The sequence below is a fragment of the Uliginosibacterium silvisoli genome (assembly GCF_036017035.1).
Lineage (GTDB): Bacteria > Pseudomonadota > Gammaproteobacteria > Burkholderiales > Rhodocyclaceae > Viridibacterium > Viridibacterium silvisoli.
This window is the reverse complement of record NZ_JAYXHS010000003.1, coordinates 225,477-247,567: the sequence shown is the minus strand read 5'-3', so window position 1 is coordinate 247,567 and position 22,091 is coordinate 225,477. Positions and strand designations below refer to the sequence as shown.

General features: G+C 62.2%; 20 protein-coding genes. 13 read left to right on the top strand and 7 right to left on the bottom strand.

Translation table 11 applies throughout. From position 1 onward, the window contains the following. The 10 genes from VVD49_RS15930 to VVD49_RS15885 all read left to right on the top strand — a co-directional run bounded on the left by VVD49_RS15930 (position 1) and on the right by VVD49_RS15885 (position 11,287). Positions 1 to 1,155, top strand: a complete 1,155-nt coding sequence (locus tag VVD49_RS15930) for a TIGR03088 family PEP-CTERM/XrtA system glycosyltransferase (protein WP_327600196.1) — start codon at positions 1 to 3, stop codon at positions 1,153 to 1,155. Next, positions 1,152 to 2,336: a glycosyltransferase family 4 protein gene (locus VVD49_RS15925; RefSeq protein WP_327600195.1), complete on the top strand. Its 1,185-nt coding sequence runs from the start codon at positions 1,152 to 1,154 to the stop codon at positions 2,334 to 2,336. Before VVD49_RS15930 ends, VVD49_RS15925 begins: the two co-directional genes overlap by 4 nt. Then, positions 2,333 to 3,589, top strand: a complete 1,257-nt coding sequence (locus VVD49_RS15920) for a glycosyltransferase family 4 protein (RefSeq protein WP_327600194.1) — start codon at positions 2,333 to 2,335, stop codon at positions 3,587 to 3,589. Before VVD49_RS15925 ends, VVD49_RS15920 begins: the two co-directional genes overlap by 4 nt. Then, positions 3,586 to 4,686: an acyltransferase family protein gene (locus tag VVD49_RS15915; protein ID WP_327600193.1), complete on the top strand. Its 1,101-nt coding sequence runs from the start codon at positions 3,586 to 3,588 to the stop codon at positions 4,684 to 4,686. The genes VVD49_RS15920 and VVD49_RS15915 overlap by 4 nt, the downstream gene beginning before the upstream one ends. After that, positions 4,683 to 4,808 carry a hypothetical protein gene (locus tag VVD49_RS15910; RefSeq protein ID WP_327600192.1) on the top strand — a complete coding sequence of 42 codons (126 nt, stop codon included), beginning with the start codon at positions 4,683 to 4,685 and terminating at the stop codon, positions 4,806 to 4,808. Before VVD49_RS15915 ends, VVD49_RS15910 begins: the two co-directional genes overlap by 4 nt. Before the next feature lie 2 nt (positions 4,809 to 4,810). After that, positions 4,811 to 6,109, top strand: a complete 1,299-nt coding sequence (locus VVD49_RS15905; protein ID WP_327600191.1) for a putative O-glycosylation ligase, exosortase A system-associated — start codon at positions 4,811 to 4,813, stop codon at positions 6,107 to 6,109. Between the two features lie 8 nt (positions 6,110 to 6,117). Then, entirely contained in the window at positions 6,118 to 7,299 is a 1,182-nt protein-coding gene (locus tag VVD49_RS15900; protein WP_327600190.1) for a hypothetical protein, read from the top strand. Between the two features lie 277 nt (positions 7,300 to 7,576). Further along, positions 7,577 to 9,307, top strand: a complete 1,731-nt coding sequence (locus tag VVD49_RS15895) for an arsenate reductase/protein-tyrosine-phosphatase family protein (RefSeq protein WP_327600189.1) — start codon at positions 7,577 to 7,579, stop codon at positions 9,305 to 9,307. Continuing rightward, complete coding sequence (locus VVD49_RS15890; RefSeq protein WP_327600188.1) at positions 9,304 to 10,311, top strand: polysaccharide deacetylase family protein; 1,008 nt, start codon at positions 9,304 to 9,306, stop codon at positions 10,309 to 10,311. The genes VVD49_RS15895 and VVD49_RS15890 overlap by 4 nt, the downstream gene beginning before the upstream one ends. A 37-nt stretch (positions 10,312 to 10,348) precedes the next feature. Next, on the top strand, positions 10,349 to 11,287 hold the full coding sequence (locus VVD49_RS15885) for a glycosyltransferase family 2 protein (protein ID WP_327600187.1): 939 nt from the start codon (positions 10,349 to 10,351) through the stop codon (positions 11,285 to 11,287). 23 nt (positions 11,288 to 11,310) lie between these two features. On the opposite strand, the gene VVD49_RS15880 is transcribed toward VVD49_RS15885, so the two are convergent. The 7 genes from VVD49_RS15880 to VVD49_RS15850 all read right to left on the bottom strand — a co-directional run bounded on the left by VVD49_RS15880 (position 11,311) and on the right by VVD49_RS15850 (position 19,907). After that, positions 11,311 to 12,375: a glycosyltransferase family 4 protein gene (locus VVD49_RS15880; RefSeq protein WP_327600186.1), complete on the bottom strand. Its 1,065-nt coding sequence runs from the start codon at positions 12,373 to 12,375 to the stop codon at positions 11,311 to 11,313. 59 nt (positions 12,376 to 12,434) lie between these two features. Further along, entirely contained in the window at positions 12,435 to 13,427 is a 993-nt protein-coding gene (locus tag VVD49_RS15875) for a glycosyltransferase family 2 protein (RefSeq protein WP_327600185.1), read from the bottom strand. Positions 13,428 to 13,474: 47 nt separating this feature from the next. Further along, positions 13,475 to 14,929, bottom strand: a complete 1,455-nt coding sequence (locus VVD49_RS15870) for an oligosaccharide flippase family protein (RefSeq protein ID WP_327600184.1) — start codon at positions 14,927 to 14,929, stop codon at positions 13,475 to 13,477. 9 nt (positions 14,930 to 14,938) lie between these two features. After that, the gene (locus VVD49_RS15865) at positions 14,939 to 15,859 is read right to left on the bottom strand and encodes a hypothetical protein (RefSeq protein ID WP_327600183.1); all 921 of its coding nucleotides are present in this window, start codon (positions 15,857 to 15,859) and stop codon (positions 14,939 to 14,941) included. Between the two features lie 153 nt (positions 15,860 to 16,012). Further along, entirely contained in the window at positions 16,013 to 17,269 is a 1,257-nt protein-coding gene (locus VVD49_RS15860; protein ID WP_327600182.1) for a pyridoxal-dependent decarboxylase, exosortase A system-associated, read from the bottom strand. Further along, positions 17,266 to 18,852, bottom strand: a complete 1,587-nt coding sequence (locus tag VVD49_RS15855) for an acyl-CoA ligase (AMP-forming), exosortase A system-associated (RefSeq protein WP_327600181.1) — start codon at positions 18,850 to 18,852, stop codon at positions 17,266 to 17,268. The genes VVD49_RS15860 and VVD49_RS15855 overlap by 4 nt, the downstream gene beginning before the upstream one ends. Next, positions 18,849 to 19,907 (bottom strand): GNAT family N-acetyltransferase, encoded by a 1,059-nt coding sequence (locus VVD49_RS15850; protein ID WP_327600180.1) that lies wholly within the window; start codon positions 19,905 to 19,907, stop codon positions 18,849 to 18,851. The genes VVD49_RS15855 and VVD49_RS15850 overlap by 4 nt, the downstream gene beginning before the upstream one ends. Positions 19,908 to 20,022: 115 nt before the next feature. Between VVD49_RS15850 and VVD49_RS15845 the strand changes: the two genes are divergently transcribed. The 3 genes from VVD49_RS15845 to VVD49_RS15835 are packed head-to-tail and all read left to right on the top strand — an operon-like array spanning position 20,023 to position 22,075. Further along, on the top strand, positions 20,023 to 20,361 hold the full coding sequence (locus tag VVD49_RS15845) for an acyl carrier protein (protein ID WP_327600179.1): 339 nt from the start codon (positions 20,023 to 20,025) through the stop codon (positions 20,359 to 20,361). A 26-nt stretch (positions 20,362 to 20,387) separates the two neighbouring features. Beyond that, positions 20,388 to 21,242: an alpha/beta hydrolase family protein gene (locus VVD49_RS15840; RefSeq protein WP_327600178.1), complete on the top strand. Its 855-nt coding sequence runs from the start codon at positions 20,388 to 20,390 to the stop codon at positions 21,240 to 21,242. Next, a complete protein-coding gene (locus VVD49_RS15835) occupies positions 21,239 to 22,075 on the top strand; it encodes a hydrolase 1, exosortase A system-associated (RefSeq protein ID WP_327600177.1) in 837 nt (278 codons plus the stop codon). Before VVD49_RS15840 ends, VVD49_RS15835 begins: the two co-directional genes overlap by 4 nt. Positions 22,076 to 22,091 lie beyond the last annotated feature (16 nt).

Genomic DNA, 22,091 nt, shown 5'->3' with positions numbered 1-22,091 from the left:
GTGCGTCGGTTACGTATCGCCCATGTGGTCTATAGCTTCAAGGCCGGCGGTCTGGAAAATGTCATCGTGCAACTCATCAACAAGTTGCCGGCAGAGCGCTTCGAACATGTAGTGATTGCGCTGACGGAATGCAGCGAGGAGTTTGCCCGCCGCATCGAACACAAGGACGTGCGCTTCATCTCGCTGCAGAAGCCTCCGGGGCAGATCTTCGGGATGTATCCGCGACTCTGGCGCCTGTTCCGTGAGTTGCGCCCGGACGTGCTGCATACCTGCAATCTGGCCGCGCTGGAAGTGACGCCGGTTGCCTGGCTGGCTGGCATAGGGCGACGCGTACACGTCGAGCATGGCTGGGTGGTGGCGGACCCGGATGGCTCGAACAAGCGCTATCGCCTGATGCGGCGTTTGTATCGGCCGTTCGTGACGCAATTCGTGGCGGTGTCACGTCAGTTGCGCGACTATCTGAGCGGCCCGATTGGCGTGCCACCTGAGCGTGTCGCATTGGTGCCAAACGGGGTCGATACGGAGAGGTTTCATCCCGCCGATGCGGATGAGCCCAAACCTGATGCCTGGCCCTTCGCTGGGGATGCCTGGGTTGTCGGCACGGTAGGTCGCCTGGACCCGGTGAAGAATCAGAAGCTGCTGATAGATGCCTGTGCGCAATTGGTGGCCGGCGATGATGAGGCGAAACGGCGCCTGCGACTGGTGATCGTTGGCGAAGGCGAGGAGCGGGCCGCGCTGACCAGGCGCTTGATGGAAACGGGCATGTCGGAGCGGGCGTGGTTGCCCGGCAGTCGCAGTGACGTGGCGGAAATGCTGCGTGTGATGGATTGTTTTGTACTGCCGTCGATTGCTGAAGGTACGTCCTGCACTTTGCAGGAAGCAATGGCCAGTGGCTTGCCGATTGTAGCGACGGCGGTCGGAGGTAATCCGGACGTGCTGGAGCATGGCCGCTGTGGCGTGCTGGTGCCATCGGGCAAGGTGGATGAGCTGGCACATGCCTTGTCGCGGTGTCTGCACGCAGATCCAGGCATGGCAGAGTTGCCTGCGATTGCTCGCAGGACAGCGCTTGCGCAACACGCACTGACCATCATGGTCGATGCATACGAAAATCTGTTCGATCCGGCGGCGAAGCGCTCGCCGGGTCGGACTTCATGAGTCAGACCGCAATGAAGATCATTTATCACCATCGCACCCGCGGCGAAGATGCCCAGGGCGTGCATATCAGCGAGTTGCAGGCCGCGTGGCGTGCCATGGGGCACGAACTCGTGGAGGTGAGCCTTGGCAATCGCACCAGCGAGGGTGGCAAGGAGAAGCCCGCGCCCAAGCCTGGCGAGATGCAGAAGGGGCACTCCGAAGGGCGGGGCAAGCTGGGTAGTCTCATCTACGAATTCCTGTCGTTCGGCTACAACGTGGTCGGTGCATTCCGTCTTTGGCAGGCGGTGCGGCGTATCCGGCCGGCTTTCATCTACGAACGTCATTCGATTCATCTCGTGGCCGGGGCCGTCGTGTCACGGCTGACCGGTGTGCCGCTGGTGCTGGAAGTGAATGCACCGCTGGCGGAAGAAATGGCAAAACAGAGCGGGCTCGTTGCGCAGGGCTTTGCCGAGGCACTCGAGCACTGGGTCATCCGCAAGGCGACGCGCGTCGTCGTGGTGACGGATGTGCTGCGCCAGTACTATGCCAGGAAGGGGCTGGGCGTCAGCCACTTCGAGGTCATGCACAACGGCGTCGACCCGGCGCGCTTCAACGCGCAGGTTTCGCCGGTGACGGTGCGCGAGCGCCACGGTTTGCAAGGCCGGTGTGTCGTCGGTTTCGTCGGCTGGGTCAGGCAATGGCACCGTCTGGACCTGATGATCGACGCCTTGTCCGCCCTGCCTGATCGCGACAATTTTGCGATGCTGGTGGTGGGCGATGGCCCCGCTGTTCCTGCCCTGCGTGAGCAGGCCGCGCGACTGGGTATGGCGGGCAATATTGTCTTCGCGGGCCCGGTGCGGCATTCCGAGATTCCCGATCATGTGGCGGCGATGGACATTACGGTGCTACCGAGCATCCCGCCGTACGCTTCGCCGATGAAGCTGTTCGAGTACATGGCGCTGGGCAAGGCGGTGGTCGTGCCGGATCAGCCGAATCTGCGCGAAGTCGTTCACGACGGTGAAAACGGTTTGTGCTTTCCGGTGGGCGACTACGCGGCCTTTGCCGATTGCGTGCTGCGTCTGGCTCAGGACAATGCGCTGCGCGCGCGCATGGGGCAGGGGGCGCTGCGCACGATCGAAGACAACGGCCACTTCTGGCGTAGCAATGCTGAACGCGTGAATCGCTCACTGGGGTTGGCGTGAGCGGTTTTGCGTCTGACGCCATGACGCGGGGGCTGACCGAGCATGCCAGTTCGCGGCCAATCCGCACCTTGTTGTTTTCCACGCTGTACCCGAGCAGTGCGCGGCCCAATCACGGCATTTTTGTCGAGACGCGTCTGCGCGAATTGCTCAAGAGTGGCCAGGTGGAAACGCGGGTGGTCGCGCCCGTGCCGTGGTTTCCATCGCGGAGCGCGCGCTTCGGCGACTGGGCGAAGATGGCAAGCACGCCAGCCTTCGAAGAGCGCAATGGATTGCAGGTATGGCATCCGCGATATGCCTTGCCGCCGAAAGTCGGCATGAACGTCGCTCCATGGACCTTGGCCTGGGGCGCTCGCGCCACGGTGGCGAAACTGATCCGTGATGGATTCGATTTCGATCTGATCGATGCGCACTACTACTACCCCGACGGCGTTGCTGCGGCCATGTTGTCGCGCTGGTTCAACAAACCGTTCGTGGTGACGGCTCGAGGTACCGACCTCAACCTCATCCCGCAGCATCCCTGGCCACGCAAGTTGATCGCCCAGACGGCGGGGGCAGCCAGCGGTTCGATTGGTGTTTGCGCTGCCTTGATGGACGAGTTGTACAAGCTCGGCGCAGAGCGTGAAAAGCTGCATGTCATGCGCAATGGCGTCGACCTGGAGCGCTTCGTGCCGCTGGAGAAAGAGGCAATGCGCCAGAAGCTGGCTTTGCCGCAAGGGACCGTGCTGCTTTCCGTGGGGCATCTGATTGCGCGCAAGGGGCACGACATTGCGATTGATGCTGTTGCGCGTTTGCCGCAAGCCACTCTGGTGATCATCGGAGAGGGCGAAGAGCGCACCCGATTGCAGCAGCAGGTCGCACGTCTGGGCATCGCTGCGCGCGTACGTTTCACGGGAGCTATCCCCAACACGCATCTGGCATCCTGGTACAGCGCGGCCGACGCGCTCATTCTCGCCTCGAGTCGTGAAGGCTGGGCCAACGTGCTGCTTGAGAGCATGGCTTGTGGCACGCCTGTCGTGGCAAGCCGTATCTGGGGTACGCCCGAGGTTGTACAGAGTGACGTCGCCGGGCGTCTGGTAGACGCGCGCAACGGCGCCGCGTTTGCGCAGGCGATCAAGGCTCTACTCGAGGCTGCACCGCAGCGTGAAGCCGTGCGGCGCTATGCCGAGGGCTTCGCCTGGGGGCAGACAACGGAAGCACAGATCGCCTTGTTCCGCGATGTGCTGAGCCACACAAACGCCGGGCACGTACGATGAGTCGGCAAATCGACAGCCTGACTTCCTTGCGCGGGATCGCGGCCTGGTGGGTCGTGGTTTTCCACTTTCGCGACTACATGTGGGGGCCTGGCTCCTCGTGGAGCTCATGGGCGAGCTACGGCTACCTTGCCGTGGACCTGTTCTTCGTCATGAGCGGCTTTGTGATCCAGCTCAGATACGCCGAGATGTTCGAGCGCTTGTCGTTTGCGAGCTGCCTCGATTTCATGGTGATACGTTTGGCACGTATCTATCCATTGCATCTGTTCATGTGTGTCGTGTATCTGATCAATCCGCTGGCGATTCACTTCTTCTCGCAAAGCGGCGATATCTCGATGCGCTACGATCCGTTGCAGTATGTGCTTGGGCTTTTCCTGGTTCAGGCCTGGGGCCTCCTTCCCGACTACGGCTGGAACGTTCCCTCGTGGTCGATCAGCGTCGAATTCGCCGCGTACCTGATGTTCCCTTTGTTGTGCCTGTCGCTGACCGGGCCCCGCCAACGCTGGTGGGGATCGCTCGGCGTCCTGCTGAGCGCGGCGCTTGTACTCGCCCTCTGTTTCTCGCTGGCAGGGAAGGGCTCTCTCGGGGCCGGGATATACGACCTCGGCGTAGTGCGGTGCGTTGGCGAGTTCACGATGGGCATGGCCGTATGCAAGCTCGTGCAAGGCGCATGGGCGGGTGGCGTGCGTGCGGCGCGCTGGCGCGCCCTCGCAAGCGGCATCGGCGCGACAGCCCTGTTCGTCGCCGGCTGGAGCGCAGGCTGGAAGGACTACTTCTATGTGCCCCTATGTTTTGCCGGGCTCATCCATGCGTTGAGTACTTACCGCGGAATGCTTGCGCGCGCGCTGGAGTGGAAGCCCTTGCTCGCTTTGGGCGTCGTGTCTTACTCGACCTATCTCTGCCATTTCTTCATCAAGGACTGGGTCCTGTTCGGTCTGGTTGATGGATCGCGAGCGTCGGCGCTGGCAATTGCAGCGTATCTGTTGCTCACGCTGATTGCTTCCTTCCTGCTTTATCGATTCGTCGAGTTACCAGGCCAACGCATCGTGAAGAATGCATGGCGGCGCAGTCGCGCACAGCCGGGCGAGGTGAACCCATGATCGACAATCTCTCCGTGTTGTTCTGCTGCACGACCGTGATCTGGGTCGTTGTGCGTCTCGTCATGCTGGAGCGGGTGCGAAAGCGCAAGGCGGCGCCGCGACCAGGCGAAGGAGGGCGCTGAACGTGCTGCGCGGCTTGCTCGTATTGTTCGTGTACATCCTGATCAGTGCTTATGGATTCGGCATGCCGCATCTGTTTGCGCTGGCCTACATCTGGACTGACCTGTTCAGGCCACAGGGCGTGGCCCAGGCAATCATCAGCGGACTGCCGCTGTCGATGATCTTCGGCGTGGCCGCCATCGGCGCGTGGTTTTTCTGCAAGGACAAGCCCAGGCGCGTGACCTTCGGCACTGGCGTGATGATTGTCTGGACCATCTGGATGACCATCAGTACCTATAACGCTGTCGTGCAGGATGCGGCCTGGGCGAAGTGGGACTGGGCTTTCAAGTCCGCGGTGTTCGCGGTGCTGTTGCCGTATTACTTCAATACCCGAGAGCAAATCGAGTCTGCACTGCTGATGGTGCTCATTCCGATCGGCGCCAACATCATTGCCGTGGGCATCAAGACGCTCATGGGCGGTGGCGGGTATGGCATGGATATGGCGGTCAGCGGCAATGGCATCAGTGAAAGCAGCACGCTGGCCATGGTTGCGACTTCGGTCATTCCCTTGTTCCTGTGGGTCAGGAACTATTCGCTGCTGGTGAGTCCGGCCTGGTTGCGGCAGGTCATGGCGTTGAGTCTGGTGGCTCTGGCCCTGGTCGCGGCGCTGGGTACATTTGCCCGCACGGGGCTGGTGTCCGTCGCGCTCTTGCTGGTGATCGGCTTCTTTCGCACGCGTCGCAAGATCGCCTACGTCTGCGTCGTCCTGTTCCTGCTGAGCGGTGTAAGCGGGTTCATGGGGGATGCCTGGACCGAGCGCATGGGTACCTTGCAGACGGCGGGTTCGGAGGCTTCTGCGATGGGACGCGTGGCAGCCTGGTTGTGGACGCTCGACTATGTGAAAGAGCATCCCTTCGGCGGTGGCTTCAACGTTTACTTCATCAACTATTTCTCGCTGCCGATGACAGACGGCACGATTCTGGAAGTAAAGGGCAAGGCCTTCCACAGTATCTATTTCGAGGTGCTTGGCGAGCTCGGAATTCCGGGGCTGGTGATGTTCCTCTCGATGATCGGCTGGTCGATCACGACCTTGCTGAGTATCCGCCGATTTGCCAAACGTCATGCCGAGTTGGGCTGGATGGGTGATATGGCGACCGGGCTCGTTTGCTCCACCTTTATCTACATGCTGGGCGGGGCCTTTGTGGGCGTCGCCTTCCAACCCTATTTCTGGTACCTGTTCGGAATCGGCATTTCCCTCAAGCACTATGCAGACAGACTGCGGAAACAGCCCGAATATGCACCCACGAAAACCGGCTTCGAGTGAGATGAGATATGTCTGATAGCAAGCAAGGCCTCGAGATCGCGCTGTTCGACTTTCAGAGTCACGCGAGCATGCACCTCAATTTCAACGAGGGTTATATCCGCTCCTTACGCAGTGCGTACCCGGACGACCGCATCCTGTTTCACGCCTGCACGGGTCACGTTGCGGAGTTGCAGACGCGATTGCGTGACGTGGGAAACGTCGAATTCCTGTCGATCGAGCCTTTCAAGGTGCCTTTCGGTTGGTCGCGTCACAATCCTGTCGGAGGGCGTTGGGCTGCCTGGCAGTGTCGCAAGACGATGCTGGCCAGCCTCAAGTCGCGTCGGCTGCGCAGCGTCGCGCTGCTTGGCGAGGACGGTCATCTCTACGCCGTGATCGGCAGACGCTGGCATGAGCTCAGCAGCAAGCTCAACAAGGCGCCCCTGCACATGATCCTGCACAACCATCTGGGCGACGCCGTGCGCTGGCGTTCGCGCAATCCATTCATCCGTGGCACGGACATGGTTGCCCAGGTGCAGAAACCGCTGCCATCCAACGTGCGCATCCTTGCGCTGGAGCTTGGGGTCAAAGAGGCGATCGCCGAACGCTTTCCAGCGATATTGCCTGCTGTGCGCACGCTCGAGCACCCGTCGCTGGTCTCGGAGTGGACCGTGGCCAAGGACGAAGCGAGCGACGCTGCGAGGCCCACGCGCATCGCCTTCCTCGGCAATGCCAGCCGCACCAAAGGCTTCAACGTGTTCCTGTCGGTGGCCAATGCCTGTGCTGATGACAGTTTCGAATTCCATGCAATAGGCATTGACTGCGGCATCCTGGATGGCATCGAGGCGCTGGCGCGGCGCCCCGCGAAAGGTGGTCTCCCACGCCGGGACTACATTGCAGCGCTCGCGGATATGGATTTTGTCTGCCTGCCACTTTCCAGCCTGGAATACGCATTCATCGCCAGCGGTTCCGTCACTGATGCCATCGCGGCAGCCAAGCCATTGCTTGCGTTGCGAACGCGCACGCTGGAGGGAATTTTCGAGCGCTATGGGCCGGTCGGCTATCTTGCCGATACGCCGCAGGAGCTCATCGACTACGTCAAAGACCACGCGCAGGACATGCGCGACAACCGCGCACTGTGGGTTGCCAACATGCAGAAAGTGCGAGCGGCGCGCAGCCCTGAAGCGCTCGGAGTGGTCTGCCGGGAATTCTGAGTGTTGTGCGGAAACGCGCGTGAGAATCTTCCACGCAATGTGCCAAATGCCTGACGGGTGCTGCGGAGTGAGGAAAAATTCGTCTCGTGCAGTGCGACATTTCTCTACAATTGGCGGCTTACGTGCTCTCCGCCACTTCCGTGACTTCCTCGTTCGAGATTTTCGCCATCGTATTGCGTGACAGGCATCGCCCTACCGACAGTTCGATCGGCGGCTGTGGCGTGTTGTCCCATCGTGTCCCTGGACTGCCTGTTCGTCCTGTGCCGGAGCGCAATGCATGACGTTCACGGGTAAGGCGCTGGTTCTCGGGGATGACACCCGCAGCTTTCTGGCGACAGTGCGTTCGCTGGGGCGCAAGGGCATTGAGGTACATGCCGCGCCTTTCGACATGACGGCGCCGGCGCTGCAGTCGCGTTACATCCAGCGCACACATTTCCTGCCTTACTACCTTGATGGCGGCGGCGAGTGGCTGGCCGCCATGAAGACCTTGTTGCTCGCAGAGCGCTACGATCTGGTGATTCCCTGCGAAGAGCGCAGCTTGCTGCCCTTGTTTGTGCATCGTGCGGAACTCGAGGCTTTGACGGTTCTGGCGATTCCTGATGAGCGTGGCCTCGACGCTTTTTTCGACAAGCATCGCACACGCGAACTGGCTGGCAAGCTGGCTATCCCGGTTGCTCAGGGGCGTCTGCTTTCTGCGACTGACACGGTTGCAGGGATCGAGGCCGAACTGGGTTTGCCGCTGATTGCCAAACCACGAAAATCCTACGTCTGGCCCGACATATACGTGCGCAATGGCGCGCGCCTGATCGAAAGCCGGGCGGACGTCGCGGCACTCATCGCCAGGCATGCCGAAGCACCTGACGAGATCCTGCTGGAAAAGCTTTTCCCCGGCAGCGGCCTGGGTGTGTCAGTGCTTTGCCACGAAGGCGTTGTTCTCCAGTCATTCGAGCATCGTCGCGCCCACGAGTTGTTTGGCAGCAGCTACTACCGTCGAAGCGTAGCGGTTGATCCGCAACGCCTGGCGGCCGTGAGTGCCTTTACCGCAGAAGTTGCGTACACCGGATTGGCGATGTTCGAGTTCAAGCTCGATGACGCGAGCGGCCGATGGATCTTGCTGGAAGTGAACGCGAGACCTTGGGGCTCCTTGCCACTGCCGGTGTCGATAGGTGTCGACTTTCCTTACAGGCTTTACCAGCTTCTGGTCATGAAGCAGACCACTCCGTCAGCGGCCTATCCGGCGGGGCGCTATGCGCGTAACTTCGTGCTTGATCTGTGGCAGTTACGCTCGGTGCTTGGGGAGTGGCGCACTCATCCCGCAAAATCAGCTGGCCAGATCCTGTCCTGGTTGTGGGGCTTCCGGCGCTGGGCTGCGTGCCGGGAGAAGTTCGACGTATGGGTGTCGGACGACAGCAAGCCGGCCCGGGCCGAGTTGAGCCAGTTCGTTGCAGAGCGTGTGCAGTCGGTGGTCGGGCAGGAGAAGCGTGAGGCCTCAAGAGGCGCCTTGCATGAGCAGGTTGTCGAGCGACTGCGGGCCTTGCGCAAGGATGGACGAATTGCTTTCATCTGCCAGGGCAACATCTGTCGCAGCCCTTATGCCGAATACAAGCTCCGGCAGTTGCTCGCCGACGGTGCGCGGGTCGAGGTGCAGTCGGCCGGGCTGTTGCCACGTAACCGCCGGGGTTCGCCGGAGGGCGCGCTGGAGGCTGCATCGCGTCGCGGTATCGACCTGTCGGGGCATGCTTCCCTGCATGCCGGCGGCGAGCTCGTGGAAAATGCTGACATCATTTTCCTGTTTGACGAGATCAACGCCCTGAGTTTCAGACGGCGCTACCCCGATCTCGTCGAGAAAACTTTCCCGCTCGATGCCTTCGCACGCAGGAAAGCCACACGCCAGATACACGATCCCGAAGGCAAGAGCGTCGAGGTTTTCTCCGCGATCTACGACGAGATAGACGACTGCCTTGAAGGCGTGGCTGTCATTCTCAACGCCCGCATGGTGAGCGCGTGATACACCACATAGCCGACCGCAAGCCTGCCAACTTGCCAGAGGGCCACCCTCCAGTGCTGTTGGTTGTCGTGGACACCGAAGAAGAGTTCGACTGGAGCAAACCGTTCGATCGCAATAGCGTCGCAACGACCTCCATCGCGGCGCAACCCTTGGCGCACACCCGCGTATTCGATGCCTTTGGTGCGGTGCCGACCTATGTGGTGGATTGGCCCGTGGCGAGTACGCCTGCCTCAGTGGACGTGTTGCGTGGCTTGCAGGACGCGGGCAAGTGCGAGATCGGTACGCATCTTCATCCCTGGGTGACACCGCCGCATACGGAGGCTGTGAATACCTTCAATTCCTATGCAGGCAACCTGCCGCAGGAGCTGGAGTTTGCCAAGCTCGAGCGCATCACACAGGAAATCACCCGCAATTTCGGTCGGGCACCACGCATGTTCAAAGCCGGGCGGTACGGCCTCGGCGCGGGGACTGCCGCGGCGATCGAGAAGCTGGGCTATGAGATCGACGCCAGTGTTGTGCCCTACACGTCGTTTCGCGGCGATGGGGGGCCGGACTTTTCCAGCGCAACACCGGATCCGTTCTGGTTTGATGTGAATGGCCGTCGCATGCTCGAACTACCGGTCACCACCGGCTTTGCAGGCGCATTGAAGGGTTTGGGCCCTGGCGTGTACCCGCAGCTGACTTCGCCGCTGGCGCGCAAGCTACGGATGCCTGCCATCGCGTCGCGCAGTGGCATGCTTGAGCGGATACGCCTGACACCCGAAGGATGCTCGGCGGACGACATGATCCGCCTGCTCGACGCGATGGCGGATTCCGGTTGCCGGGTATTTACGCTGACCTATCACAGCCCCTCGCTGGCGATTGGTCATACCCCTTATGTGCGTGACCAGGCCGGGCTGGATGCTTTCCTGGCCTCGATCGAACGCGTCTGCCGGCATTTCAAGGAGCGCCTGGGCGGCACCTTCATGAGCGCTTCAGCTTTGCAGGCCAGGCTGCTGACCTGACAGGTCCTGCGGGGGCCTCACCAGTACGGAGATGTTTGTGGCGCAAACGAATTTGCCTGCGGTGAACGTGATTGTCCTCAACTGGAACAATTGCGAGGACACGATCTCCTGCGTGCAGTCATTGCAGGAGCAGGACTATGGCAACTTCTCCATCGTCGTCATCGACAACGGTTCCGCTGATGATTCATACGCCAGGCTGTCGCAAGTCGCGGGCATCAGGCTGTTGCGCAACGCGACCAACCTCGGCTATGCCGGGGGGAATAACGCCGCCATGCGTGCTGCGCTGGACGCGGGGGCCGACTATGTCTGGGTGTTCAACAATGATGCAACCGCAGCACCCGATTGCCTGAGCAAGCTCGTCGCTGCTGCCGAGGCGAATCCCGATGCCGGCCTGCTGAGCCCCGTGATCTATCACAAGGAGTCGCCAGAGAAGATCCAGCACTGTGCGACGCGCTTCGACCAGCGCACATGTCTGTTCGAAGAGGCGCCGGATATTCCCACTGCGCAGGCGTGGCAGGCGGGCAGCCCGCTCAACATGGCGCTGTGGGGTACGGCGCTGCTGTTTCGCCGCAAGACGATCGAGACCGTCGGCTATTTCGACGACGACTTCTTTGCCTACTTCGAAGACTCCGACTACTCCATGCGCAGCTGCGCCGCCGGCTTCCAGAATGTCACAGTGTTCGATGCGGCGATCTGGCATCACTGGCCGCAAGGCGTGCGCAGGCCGTATTACTACTACTTCGTGTTGCGCAACGACCTGCTGATGTGGCGCAAGCACTTGTCACCATGGATGCGCCTGAAGCATCGCTGGTGGAATTTTGACCGCGCAAAGCGTCTGGCGAATACCTTCCGCGACTCGCCCGAGATTGCGAATGCCTGCGCGCTCGGTTTGTGGGATGGCTGGACGCGCAAGGGCGGCGCTTACGCTGCCAAGCCTGCACCGTGGTTGGCGCGGCGCTTGTTGGGCGTGGCTTAGCCCAGGTAATCAGCGCGGCGCAATCAGGGCGGCGCGAAGCGCCCTGTCTTGATCAGGCGCTCGTAGGCGCTGAGCAGGGTGCTCGAGACTGTTTCCCAGGAAAACTCTTCAGCCTTGCGGCGCGCGCCTGCACGCTTGGCCGTCAGCGCGTCGCGATTGCGTGCCAGCTGCAGCACGCATTCGAACGCTGCCTCCTTGTCTGAGGGAGGCAGCAACCAGCCAGCGCCGTCGTCCACGTAGTCCTTGATGCCACCGACATCTGTCGCAATGACCGGCGTGCCGCAGGCCAGTGCTTCAAGAATCGAATTGTTCGCCGTTGCATGGATAAGCGGCAGGAACAGCGCGTCGGCGCGGCGGTAGAGCTCGATCAGTTCTCCCTCGTTGATATTGCTGTGACGCGCCACATTCGTGCACGCCGTGAAGAACGAGAACTTGGCTTCAGGCAGGACGACATCGAGGATGACATCCAGTTTCTCCTGCGCGCAGCGATCTGCGACGTAGTGGGCAACCTCGAAATCACGCATGTGGTAGCCGACGAACAGCAGGCGCATCGTCTCTGCAGGTTTGTGCTGTGCGGGCGGCGTGAAGGCATGGATGTCGATGCCATGCGGAACGAAAAGCACTTTCTCTTCGCCGAGCCACTCCGAGAATTGCGGGACTTCGCTGGACGCCACCACGACTGCGCCGCCGAGGCGCTTCAGCAAGTCCTTCTGTGTTCGTTCGAAGCGGTCGCGCGTGGCGAACGCGGGCACGTGGAAAGTCGCGGTGAGCTGGCCCGGCAGGCGTTTGGCCCGGGACAGCAGCATGTTGAGCTGCTCGTCGCCGTAGGCCGAGTGCACGATGTCAGCCTTTTGACGCCAGGCGAGCCAGAAGGCGCGCTCTTCCGCCAACCTGTCGTTGAAGCTGTAGCTCCACACGGGGCTGTTCTTGCCAAGGGTCTGTTCCCAGACCTTCGCTGTTACGCGCCCGGGCAGGGAGCGAATGTCTTGGCTGCGCACATCGGTTGCACCGAGCGCATCGGCGAGGCGGTCGTAGCCACCGCTGGCAGAATGGTGTTTCCAGCGCTTGTTCAGGCAGATGATCTGCATGGCGGTGTTCCCCCGGATTTCTTTGCGATGTCGGCTTGGTGTTCAGGCGCGACGGACGACTAGGCCTTGTTGCCTTGCAGCCAGCTACGCAACTGGCAGAGCGTCGAATAGGCCGCCCACTTCAAGGTTGGCAAAGCGCCGAGCGCCTGCCATGCGTAGCTTGCTGCGGTTTGCCATTGTTGCTTGCCGGCGAGCTCTTCCACGACCTTCTTCAGTGCATAGCCCTTGTGCATGCGGCCGTGCTTGCGGATCGCCGCGTGCTTCGAGAACAGGGCTGCCTTGTCGAGAACGCGCACCTGTAGCAGGCGCTTGTCCAGCATGCCCATTGCCGTCGTCATGTTCAGGGTCTTGGACGGGTCGGGCACATTGTGGCGCGACACAACCGCCGGGTGATGCAGCATGGTGCCGGCTTGATCGATGAGGCGCAGGAAGATGTCGCGGTCGCATTCCCAGCGTATGCCTTCATCCATCATGCCGACGCCCTGATAAAGACTGCGCCGCACGATCAGGCAATTGAGGTGGCAGAAGCCGGAGGTCGCCATCAGGTCGTCGATGCTGACGCTGAAGACGCCATCTGCATCGGCGTTGCTGCCACGCGCAGCTACTTCCCTTGCCAGCTCGCTGAGCCAGATCGGGCCTTGGAGTTCCTTGTTGAGCAGGAAGGCGCGCTGGTTGGCCATGTACATGTCCGCAGGCCTGCTCGCCAGCGCCTTGGCTGCGCGGGCCAGGTGCTCGTTGTCGGTCCATGTGTCATCGTCGTCAAGGATGCCTATGTACTCGCCGCTTGCCTGGTCGACGCCATAGTTCAGCGAATAGCTCTGGCCGTGTCCCTTCGGGCGTCGCACGAGCCAGTGGCTCTTGATGCGATCGCCGATCCGCGCCTGCGCGGCAGCGATGACGCTTTCGTACGCCGCGAGATGCTCGGGCGCCGAGCCATCGTTCACGACGTGGATCTCGAAATCCGTGAAGCTCTGTGTGAGCACCGACTCGAGGGCTTCGCTGAACAGGACCGGGCGATCTCTCGTTGCAAGGATGATTGAGAATGTTGGCATTCGTCGTGATTTCTTCCGGGCGGATGGCGGGCGGGATGTAAGCGATGTCAGGTCCGCAGACGTGGCAGGCGGGCGTAGAAGCTTGCTGCCAGCGAATCTACTTCATGGCGCAAAGGGTGCCGGCTCAGTCGCAGGGAGCCATACCAGATCGCGGCCAGCGGGATTGCCGCGACCAGCAGAAGGGGCCGTGGTGGCAGATATGGCGACAGCAACAGCAAAAGACCTTCACCGGCGAGGGCGCACACGATGGTAATCAGCGCGCTGCCACGCACGGCCTCCAGGGTTTGCCTGGTGGAGTAATTCAGTTGCGTTACTTGCAGCAGCACCATGCAGGGCGCCGCAGCCAGGGTGGCCGCGCAGATGATCCATGAAAACGACTGGATGCTGCCGGAGAAGAACACCAGCGCGCAGGCAACGCGTGCCACGATGGTTGCAAATAGCGGTATCGCTGCGAGGTAAGGCTTGCCGATGGCTGCCAGCGCAATCGGCGTGTAGTTGAATGTCATTGAAATGGCGGCCGCCGCAGCCAGTGCGGGGATCGCCGGGACGGCGGCCAGCCAGGATTCGCCGTACAGCGCGAGGATGACTTCCTGACCAAACACTGCGGTCAGGGCCAGCGCGGGCCAGCCGATGCCGGTCAGTAGCGTGATCATGCGCGACATGACCGAGCCGAGATGATCGCCGCGATGATGAGCCTGCGAGATGAAACGCACGGCGCCGTAGTTGACGGTCGAGCCGGCGATGTAGGTGAAGATGCTGACCGTCGAGTTGGCGCGGCTGAACAGGCCGACGCGATGCGGGTCGCCGAACTTGCCGAGAAGGGTGTCAGGCAGGGCGTTGTTGACGGAGTCGCAAATGGCGGTGATCAAGGAGCCTGCGCCAAAGTGCACCACGCTGCGCCAGTGGCGCAGCGATGGCATCCACGGCATGCCTTGCGGGCGCACTGCGGCGCAAGCCAGTGCCGTGGCAATGATGTTGATGAGGTTCGCCCAGGCAAGGGCCAGCGCACCGAATCCAAGATACGCGAGGCTCAGGCAGCTGACAGCGTAGCTGAGTGTGCCGGCGACCATGACGCGCGCCTGTTTGCCCGCGGCATACTCGCGATTGAGCATGGCCAGCGTGATCGAGCCAAAGGGGATGAAGATGAAGCCGAGCGCAAGAACCTGCATGACCGGCCGGATCTGCGCCTGCCCGAAATACGTGCTGATCGCGCCGCTGGCGAAGAACAGCAAGACGGCGATAGTCCATGAGCAGGCAAACAGCACGCCGATGGCCGCGCGGATCTTTTCCGGCGTCAGATCCTTCTCGCGTTCGATGTAGGTCGCGACGCCGAAGTCCCGGAACACGTGAGCGACGCCGACGAACACGAAAGTCATCGAGAAGATGCCGATTTCAGCCGGGCTCAGCAGCCGTGCCAGTATCAGCGATACAAGAAAATTGATGACTGTCGCGCCGGAACCCGACAGGAAATTGATGATCAGGGAGCGGCGAATATTGACCATGCAGCCGCCTCAGCTTGCTGCGTAGGACCGCAGGAAGTCGCGAGTGTCCTTTACATAGGCGGAGGAGCGGAAGCGCTGGTGGCCGATGTAGTGTTTGAAGATGGTTGCAGTCGTGCTGACGTCTGGCGTGGCGTAACGCGGAAACGGCAATACCGCGAAGCCGCGCGTATTGGCAACGAGGTAGTTGGAGGTGACCTGTTCCGTCCCCCACCGCGTCCAGTGCTTGCCAAGGTGTGCGGTCATGCGGCGCGAAAATTCCAGCATGTCTTCGCGCATCGTCTGGCTTGGTGGAAAACCGGTGAAGCCGGAGCAGCCGCCGACATAACGCGAGCTCGGCGGCAGGCCCAGGTCAGGCAGAGCGGTTTCGGACAGCACTTGCACATGGGCATCGTGGAGGTGAATCCACGGTTGCATGCGCGTACGTGCCTGCTCGAAGCTGATCGTGCCTTGCCCGATTTCCTCACCGATGACAAAACCGTTGCCGGCGTCGATGGCGGTGATCACATCATGCGGGGTGTCCAGGGTCAGCGTGTCCGCGTCGACCTGCACCACGTAGTTGTCCGACGCCAGATTGGCGATGGCAAACAGGCGTTCCCAGGTGCCGCCTTGAGGAATATCTGCGTGGCGGAAATCAGCCGCTTCGAGTAGCTCGATGAAGGGAATGTGTTGTACGAGCGTCGCGCGATCTTCGGCCGTGATGCTGGGGTCGCAGACGACCACGATGCGACGGGGGGCCGCATAACGCGCAAAGGATTTGGCTGCAGCAAGATAGGGCAGTACGTCACGGGTATGGACCATGGACAGCTGTATGAAATCGCGATCGCCACGCTGCACGGGGGGCGTATCGAGAATGCCGCGTACTTGACGACGATACAGCGAGCCGAAGAAATCACGTCGCAGGCGATTTCCTATGCGATTTACAAGATCCATGGTGTGGTGATGAGAATGGAAAAGTGACGAGCTTCTACGTGTCGCAAGCAGGGCCTCGGCTACCGGAGCGCGGCTCGGTCAAACAGACGCCGAATCCTACGCGAATTCGCTGGCCGCAGTGTTTCATCTTTCACGGTCCGCACGTTATGGCTATCAGGGCAGTAAAGCTTCAAGCGTCGCAGGGTGGCTGAGGAAAGCAGCGGGGCTGGCGCTCGCACCGTAGGCGCCCGACTGGTAGACCACGACCAGGTCGCCGACCTGCCCTGCGTAAGGCGATTCGATCTGATCGGCGAGCATGTCGAGCGGGGTGCACAGCGGACCGACGACGCTCACCACTTCTGCGGAGCCGGCTGTTGCCCCTAGATCCGGGCGCGCGGGATGGATCGTTACCGGATAGTTCTTGCGGATGACCTGCCCGAAGTTGCCGCTGGCGGCGAGGTGATGGTGCAGGCCGCCATCGACTACAAGAAAGGTCTGGCCGCGTGATTGCTTGCGGTCGACGATGCGTGTGACATACACCCCGGCTTCGCCAACGAGATAGCGGCCGAGTTCGAGGACTAGCTGGGCATCGGGCATGCGGACGTGCGCATCGTCGGCAATGGCGTGTAGTGCGTCGGCGATGGGAGGCAGGTCCAGCCGCTGTTCGCCGGGGAAGTACGGAATGCCGAAGCCTCCACCCAGATTCAGGCTCTTCACCGCAGAGGGTGCGCTGTCGGCGAGACGCAGGGCCAGCTGATAGCTCAGTTGTTGGGCTTCGATGATGGCTGCAGCGCGCAGGTTCTGCGAGCCAGCAAAGATATGGAACCCCTCGAAACCAAGGCCCATCTGGCCAATTTCGGCAAGTAGCGCCGGCACCTGTTCGGCGTCCACGCCGAAGGGCTTGGGGCCGCCGCTCATCTTCATGCCCGAAGACTTCAGCTCGAAGTCGGGATTGACGCGCACCGCGACGCGTGCGGCCTTGCCCTGGCGTGCGCTGATCTGCGCCAGCGTGCGCGCTTCGCGGAAAGACTCGACATTGAGCAGAATGCCGGCCGCGACGGCTTCTTCAAGCTCGGCATCGCGCTTGCCGGGGCCGGCAAAGCTGATGCGTTGCGGGTGCGCGCCGGCCGCCAGAGCCGTGCGCAGCTCACCGGCCGACGCGACATCCAGCCCATCGACCAGCATGGCCATCTGTGCGACCAGCCCCAGCAGCGGGTTGGCCTTCATCGCGTAGTGCAGATGGATGCCAGTGGGCAGGCTGGTCCGGAGGTGCGCAACGCGCTGGGCGATGGCCTGCTGGTCGTATGCATAGAACGGCGTGCGGCCGACCTGTGCGACGAGCTGCGACAAGGGTGTGCCGCCGATGACCGGTTCGCCGTGCTCGAAGGGGAATTGCGTCAGGGGGGCGTGGACGGGTCTGGCAGTGCTCATGGAGCGTTTTCCGGTGCAGGTGTGGTGAGCGTTTCGGCGAGCAGCTTGCGATCGATCTTGCCGTTCGGGTTGCGGGGCAGCGCCCGCTCCATTACCACGATACGGGTCGGTAGCATCCAGGCCGGCAGTGTCGGGCGCAGGGCAGCCAGCAGGCTCTCCTGGCTCAGCGCCGCACCCGCCGTGGCGCTGGCGAACAGGGTGATGGACTGGCCCAGCAAGGGGTGGTCGGTGCCGATGGCTGCAGCCTCCGCAACCAGTTGCGTGGCATAGCAGGCCTCTTCGACCTCGGTCGGACTGACGCGGTAACCCGAGGTCTTGATCATCTCGTCGCGCCGCCCGATGAAGTAGAGGAAGCCTTCTGCATCGCGCCGCACCGTGTCGCCCGAGAACACCGCAATCTCGACCAGGCTTGAGCCTTCGTGGGCGGGTAGCGGGCGGAAGCGCTCGGCCGTTTTCTCGGCGTCGTTCCAGTAGCCCATGGCCACCAGCGCACCGCGCTGCACGAGCTCGCCGGGCTCGTCGACGGCGCATTCGCTGCCATCCTCACGCAGCACCATGACCTCCGCATTGGGGATCGCACGGCCGATGGAGTCCGGGCGACGTTCGGCTTCCTCGGGGGGGAGGTAGGTGGCGCGGAAAGCTTCGGTCAGGCCGTACATGAGGAAGGGTCTGGCTGCGGGCGCGCGCTGGCGCAGGGCGCCGAGCGTTTCACGCGGCATGCGCCCGCCCGTGTTGGCGAAGTAACGCAGCGGCGTGACTGCCGCCGCAGGCCAGTCGAGCTGGGCGAGCTGGATCCACAAGGGTGGGACTGCCGTGAGGCCCGTGATCTGCTCGCGTTCCATTGCCTTGAGCACGTCGCGCGGCAGGAGGTAATTCAACAGCACGACGGATGCGCCCGTGCAGAAGGCGGTCGTGAGTTGCGAGAAGCCGGCATCGAAGGACAGGGGCAACGCAGCGAGCAGGCGGTCGCCGGAATGGTTGCCGAGGTAGCTCGCCACGCTCTGAGCGCCGACGACGACATTGCGGTGGGAGACCATCACGCCCTTGGGGCGGCCCGTGCTGCCCGAGGTGTAGAAGATGCCGGCCAGATCGCTATCGATGACGCGGTGGCCGTCGCGAGCTGGCGTGGCGAGGAGAGCCTGCCAGTCACTGGCGTTCTCCCCGTCAATGACGAGCACATGCTGTAGCTCAGGGCATTGCGCCAGCACTTCGGCGAGCAAGGGGCGGCGGGTGGCAGTCGTGATCAGGATGCGGACCGTGCAGTCCTGCAGGATATGGCCGACCTGTGCTGGCTTGAGCAGCGGGTTGATGGGCACGAAGGCTGCGCCGGCACGACTGCTGGCAAAAATCGAGACCACCATCTCGCTGCGCTTCTCCATCCACATCGCGACGCGCTGGCCCCGTTGCACACCCAGCGACAGCAGGCTGGCAGCCAGGCCTTCGACCTCGCCTTGCAGGCTGGCGTAGTCGATATGCCTGTTGCCGTCGACCAGGGCGGTGGCGTGCGGGGTACGTGCCGCCGAGCTGCCGAGCAAGTCATGCAGCAGGAAGGCTGGTGTATGGGAGAGGGGCGTGGATGTCATCGCTCGTTCGTTGTGGATGGCGCTGGCTTGAACCGACGCAGCCAGCGACGGCCGAAGTGTAGTGCAGCGTGCAGCAGGCCCGAGACCGAGCGAGCATCGAAGGCAATCATGCCCACGAGAGGGCGCGAGTGTGTCATCCACTCCGCCTTGTAGGCGTCATCGCCGGTGAGGAAGTCGATCTCGCAGACCTTGTCCACGTCGAGCACATGTTCAGCCAGCGCGGCCGTCAGGACGGTGCCGACACCCAGTCTGGCAAAGCGGGAATCGTACGCGAGTTTGTAAATGGAGGCAGTTCCATCCTTCACGAACCAGACTTGTGCCGCGACCGGCTCGCCGCCCAGATAAAGCAGGCCCAGGCGCAGCCAGCCTTGCGCCGCTGTCATGCGACACAGTTGCGGAATGAAGTCCGGGAAGGCTTCTGGCTCCTTCCAGCTTTGGGCGTAAACCTTGGCGTAGGCAAGTAGTGCCGCTTCGATCGAATCGGCCGTGGTGGTAATGTCGAGCCGGAAGCTTGGCTCGGCAAGCAGGCGTTTGCGGCAGCGGCGCAATGTATTGGCAAGCCGTGACGGGCGAGCCGCCAGATAGTCGGCACCGCATAGCCCTGCACAGGGAAGGTACCAGTTGGTGCTGACGTGGAAGGTGTCACACAGGTAAGCCTGTTGGCGCAGGGCTGGCATCAGCATGCCCAGCAGCGCGGCGTCAGCATGCAGGGGGCGCAGTTCGATGCGTCGTGCACCGTGCGTGCGCAGCCAGCGGGCGAGGTCGGCCACGTCTTCGACGGCTGGCGCGGTGCCGCCTTGCACACCGAAGTCGGCGCTGTAGTAACTGGATAGCGCGTGAAAGCTGCTGCCATCCTGCATCAGCGGCAGGCGCAACACGCGCTGACCAAACGTCGCGTCGTTGCGGTTGCTGCCTGCAGGCAGCCCATGGCGCTCGAGCAGTTCAAACCATTCGTGCGTGAGGAACAGCGGGCAGCGGGCTGCGACGAGGTGATCTGCCGCGTGGGCGGGTGAAACCGGACGCGGGAAAATGGCTGGCATGAGGGTCTTGCTCATTCCTGATTGCAGTGCCGACGCAAACAAGTGATGCTGTTCTCGTCCAGTGAGACATCGAAGCGCCAAATCTGGGCCATCTGCCTATAATACCGGCCTTGGCAACATGGCGCCCGTAATGGCCGACACGTTGCCGAACCAAATTGCATGCAGGGGCATGCAGGTTTTCAAGGCCCCATGGAAGCGGGCCACGAAGCGGGAGCACGTGTTGGATATTCGCAAGGAACTGGCTGTGGTGCTCGACGACGTTCTGGGGCTTGAGGGGCGTGCACAGCAGTTCAGTGATGAAACGGCCTTACTCGGGGCCTTACCCGAGCTTGATTCCATGGCCGTGGTCGGCATCATTGCCGGCATGGAAGAGCATTTCGGTATTTACCTCGCTGACGACGAAATTGATGGCAGCAGCTTTGCCACCTTCGGCAGCCTGTTGCGCTTCGTGCAGGACAAGCTTTCCTAGCCCGGCCCTCCAGCCCTTCACGCGCAGTGAAATCCGACCTTCATCCTTTCTTTCTTCCCTCAACCAGTGGCGGGCTTTACGCCTTGCATCTGCCGCATAGCGGACCGACCCTGCGCGGTACCTTGCTGTGGTTGCAGCCATTTGCCGAAGAGGCCAACTGCGCGCGTCGTCACATCGTTGCGGCTGCGCACGAATGTCAGGCCCAGGGATTTGCCAGCCTGCTTGTCGATCCGTTCGGTACCGGCGAGAGTGCGGGAGATCTGGGCGAGGCAAGCTGGGAGGTCTGGCGCAGCAATGTCATCGAAGCCGCAGACTGGTTGCGCAAGCGCCAGGCCAAGCTCCAGGCCGCACCCTTGTGGCTGGTCGGCGTGCGGGCAGGGGCATTGCTCGCAGCCAGCGTCGTGGCGGAGGTCTTGCCCGCCGGGATCGTCGGTTGGCAGCCCGTTGCCGCCGGGCGCTCCGTGCTGGATAGCTTTCTGCGCATGAAGCTCGCCTCGGAGTGGGCCGTAGCGGAGTCTGCCAATGCGGCGGAGATTCTCGGCCGACTGCGCGAGCAACTGAATACCGGAGGTGCCGTCGATGTGGCGGGCTATACCTTGTCTGCCAACCTGGCGCATGCGATTGAAGCGCAGGTGCTGAGCTGGGACAAGGGAAAGTGCGGTCGTGCGGCGTGTCTGGAATTCCGCTCGCGGCCTGATGGTGAGGCCGAGCGCGGCCACTCTCCTGCCATCGAACGCCTGTGCGAGAGCTGGCGCGAACAGGGCATGCGCATTGCATCGGCGGTGGCCGAATCGCCCCAGTTCTGGACGCTTTACGAAGCGCCCCTGACGCCTGGCCTCGGTGAAAAGACGCTGGGCCTGATCAGGTTGATCTCGTCATGAGTTTCGAGATGACGCGCGCCGCGCTGATCGAGGCCGATGGCCAGCGTCTGGTCGCAACCCTGCAGTTGCCATCGACGCCAGGTGCGGTCGGAGTGGTGTTCGTCACCGGCGGCCACCAGGTGCGCGCGGGCAGTCATCGCCAGTTTCTGCGTCTCGCACGTAATTTCGCGGCGGCAGGCTACCCCTGCCTGCGGTTCGATTTGCCCGGTCTCGGTGACTCGGAAGGCGTCCTGCGTGGATTTGAGGACAACGTCATGGCGTTGCGCGCTGCCATCGACCTGCTACAGAAAGAGATGCCGAGCGTTGAGCGCATTGTGCTGTGGGGGCTTTGCGACGGCGCGAGCGCCGCGGCGCTGTATGCGCCTGCCGATCCGCGTGTTGCGGGTTTGTTGCTGGCCAATCCATGGGTGCGTACGGGGCAGGTCCAGGCCAAGACGCTGGTAGCCAGCTATTACCGCCGCCAGATGGCGTCATGGGCCTTCTGGCGCAAGGTGTTCACAGGGCGTGTCGGCATATTGCACAGCGGGCGTGAATGGCTGCGCAACTGGCGCATTGCGCGGCAAGCTGCCGATGCCCCCGGCAATGCGCTGCCTGAGCGCTTGCTCGAAGCCTTGCATGCTTTCAAGGGTGTGCTGCGGATCGTGATTGCCGAGCATGACCTGACGGGCCAGGAGTTCCTGCAAGTGCTTGGCAGTCGTGCTGACTTGCCTTGCGCAAGCCTGTCGGACGCAGACCACACCTTCTCCTCATCACGAGATCATCAACGACTCGCCGAGCACAGTCTTACCTTGCTTGGCGACGTCAAGGCCACTGCCAGACAAGGCCAGGGCTGAACAAACGCGTCTGCAG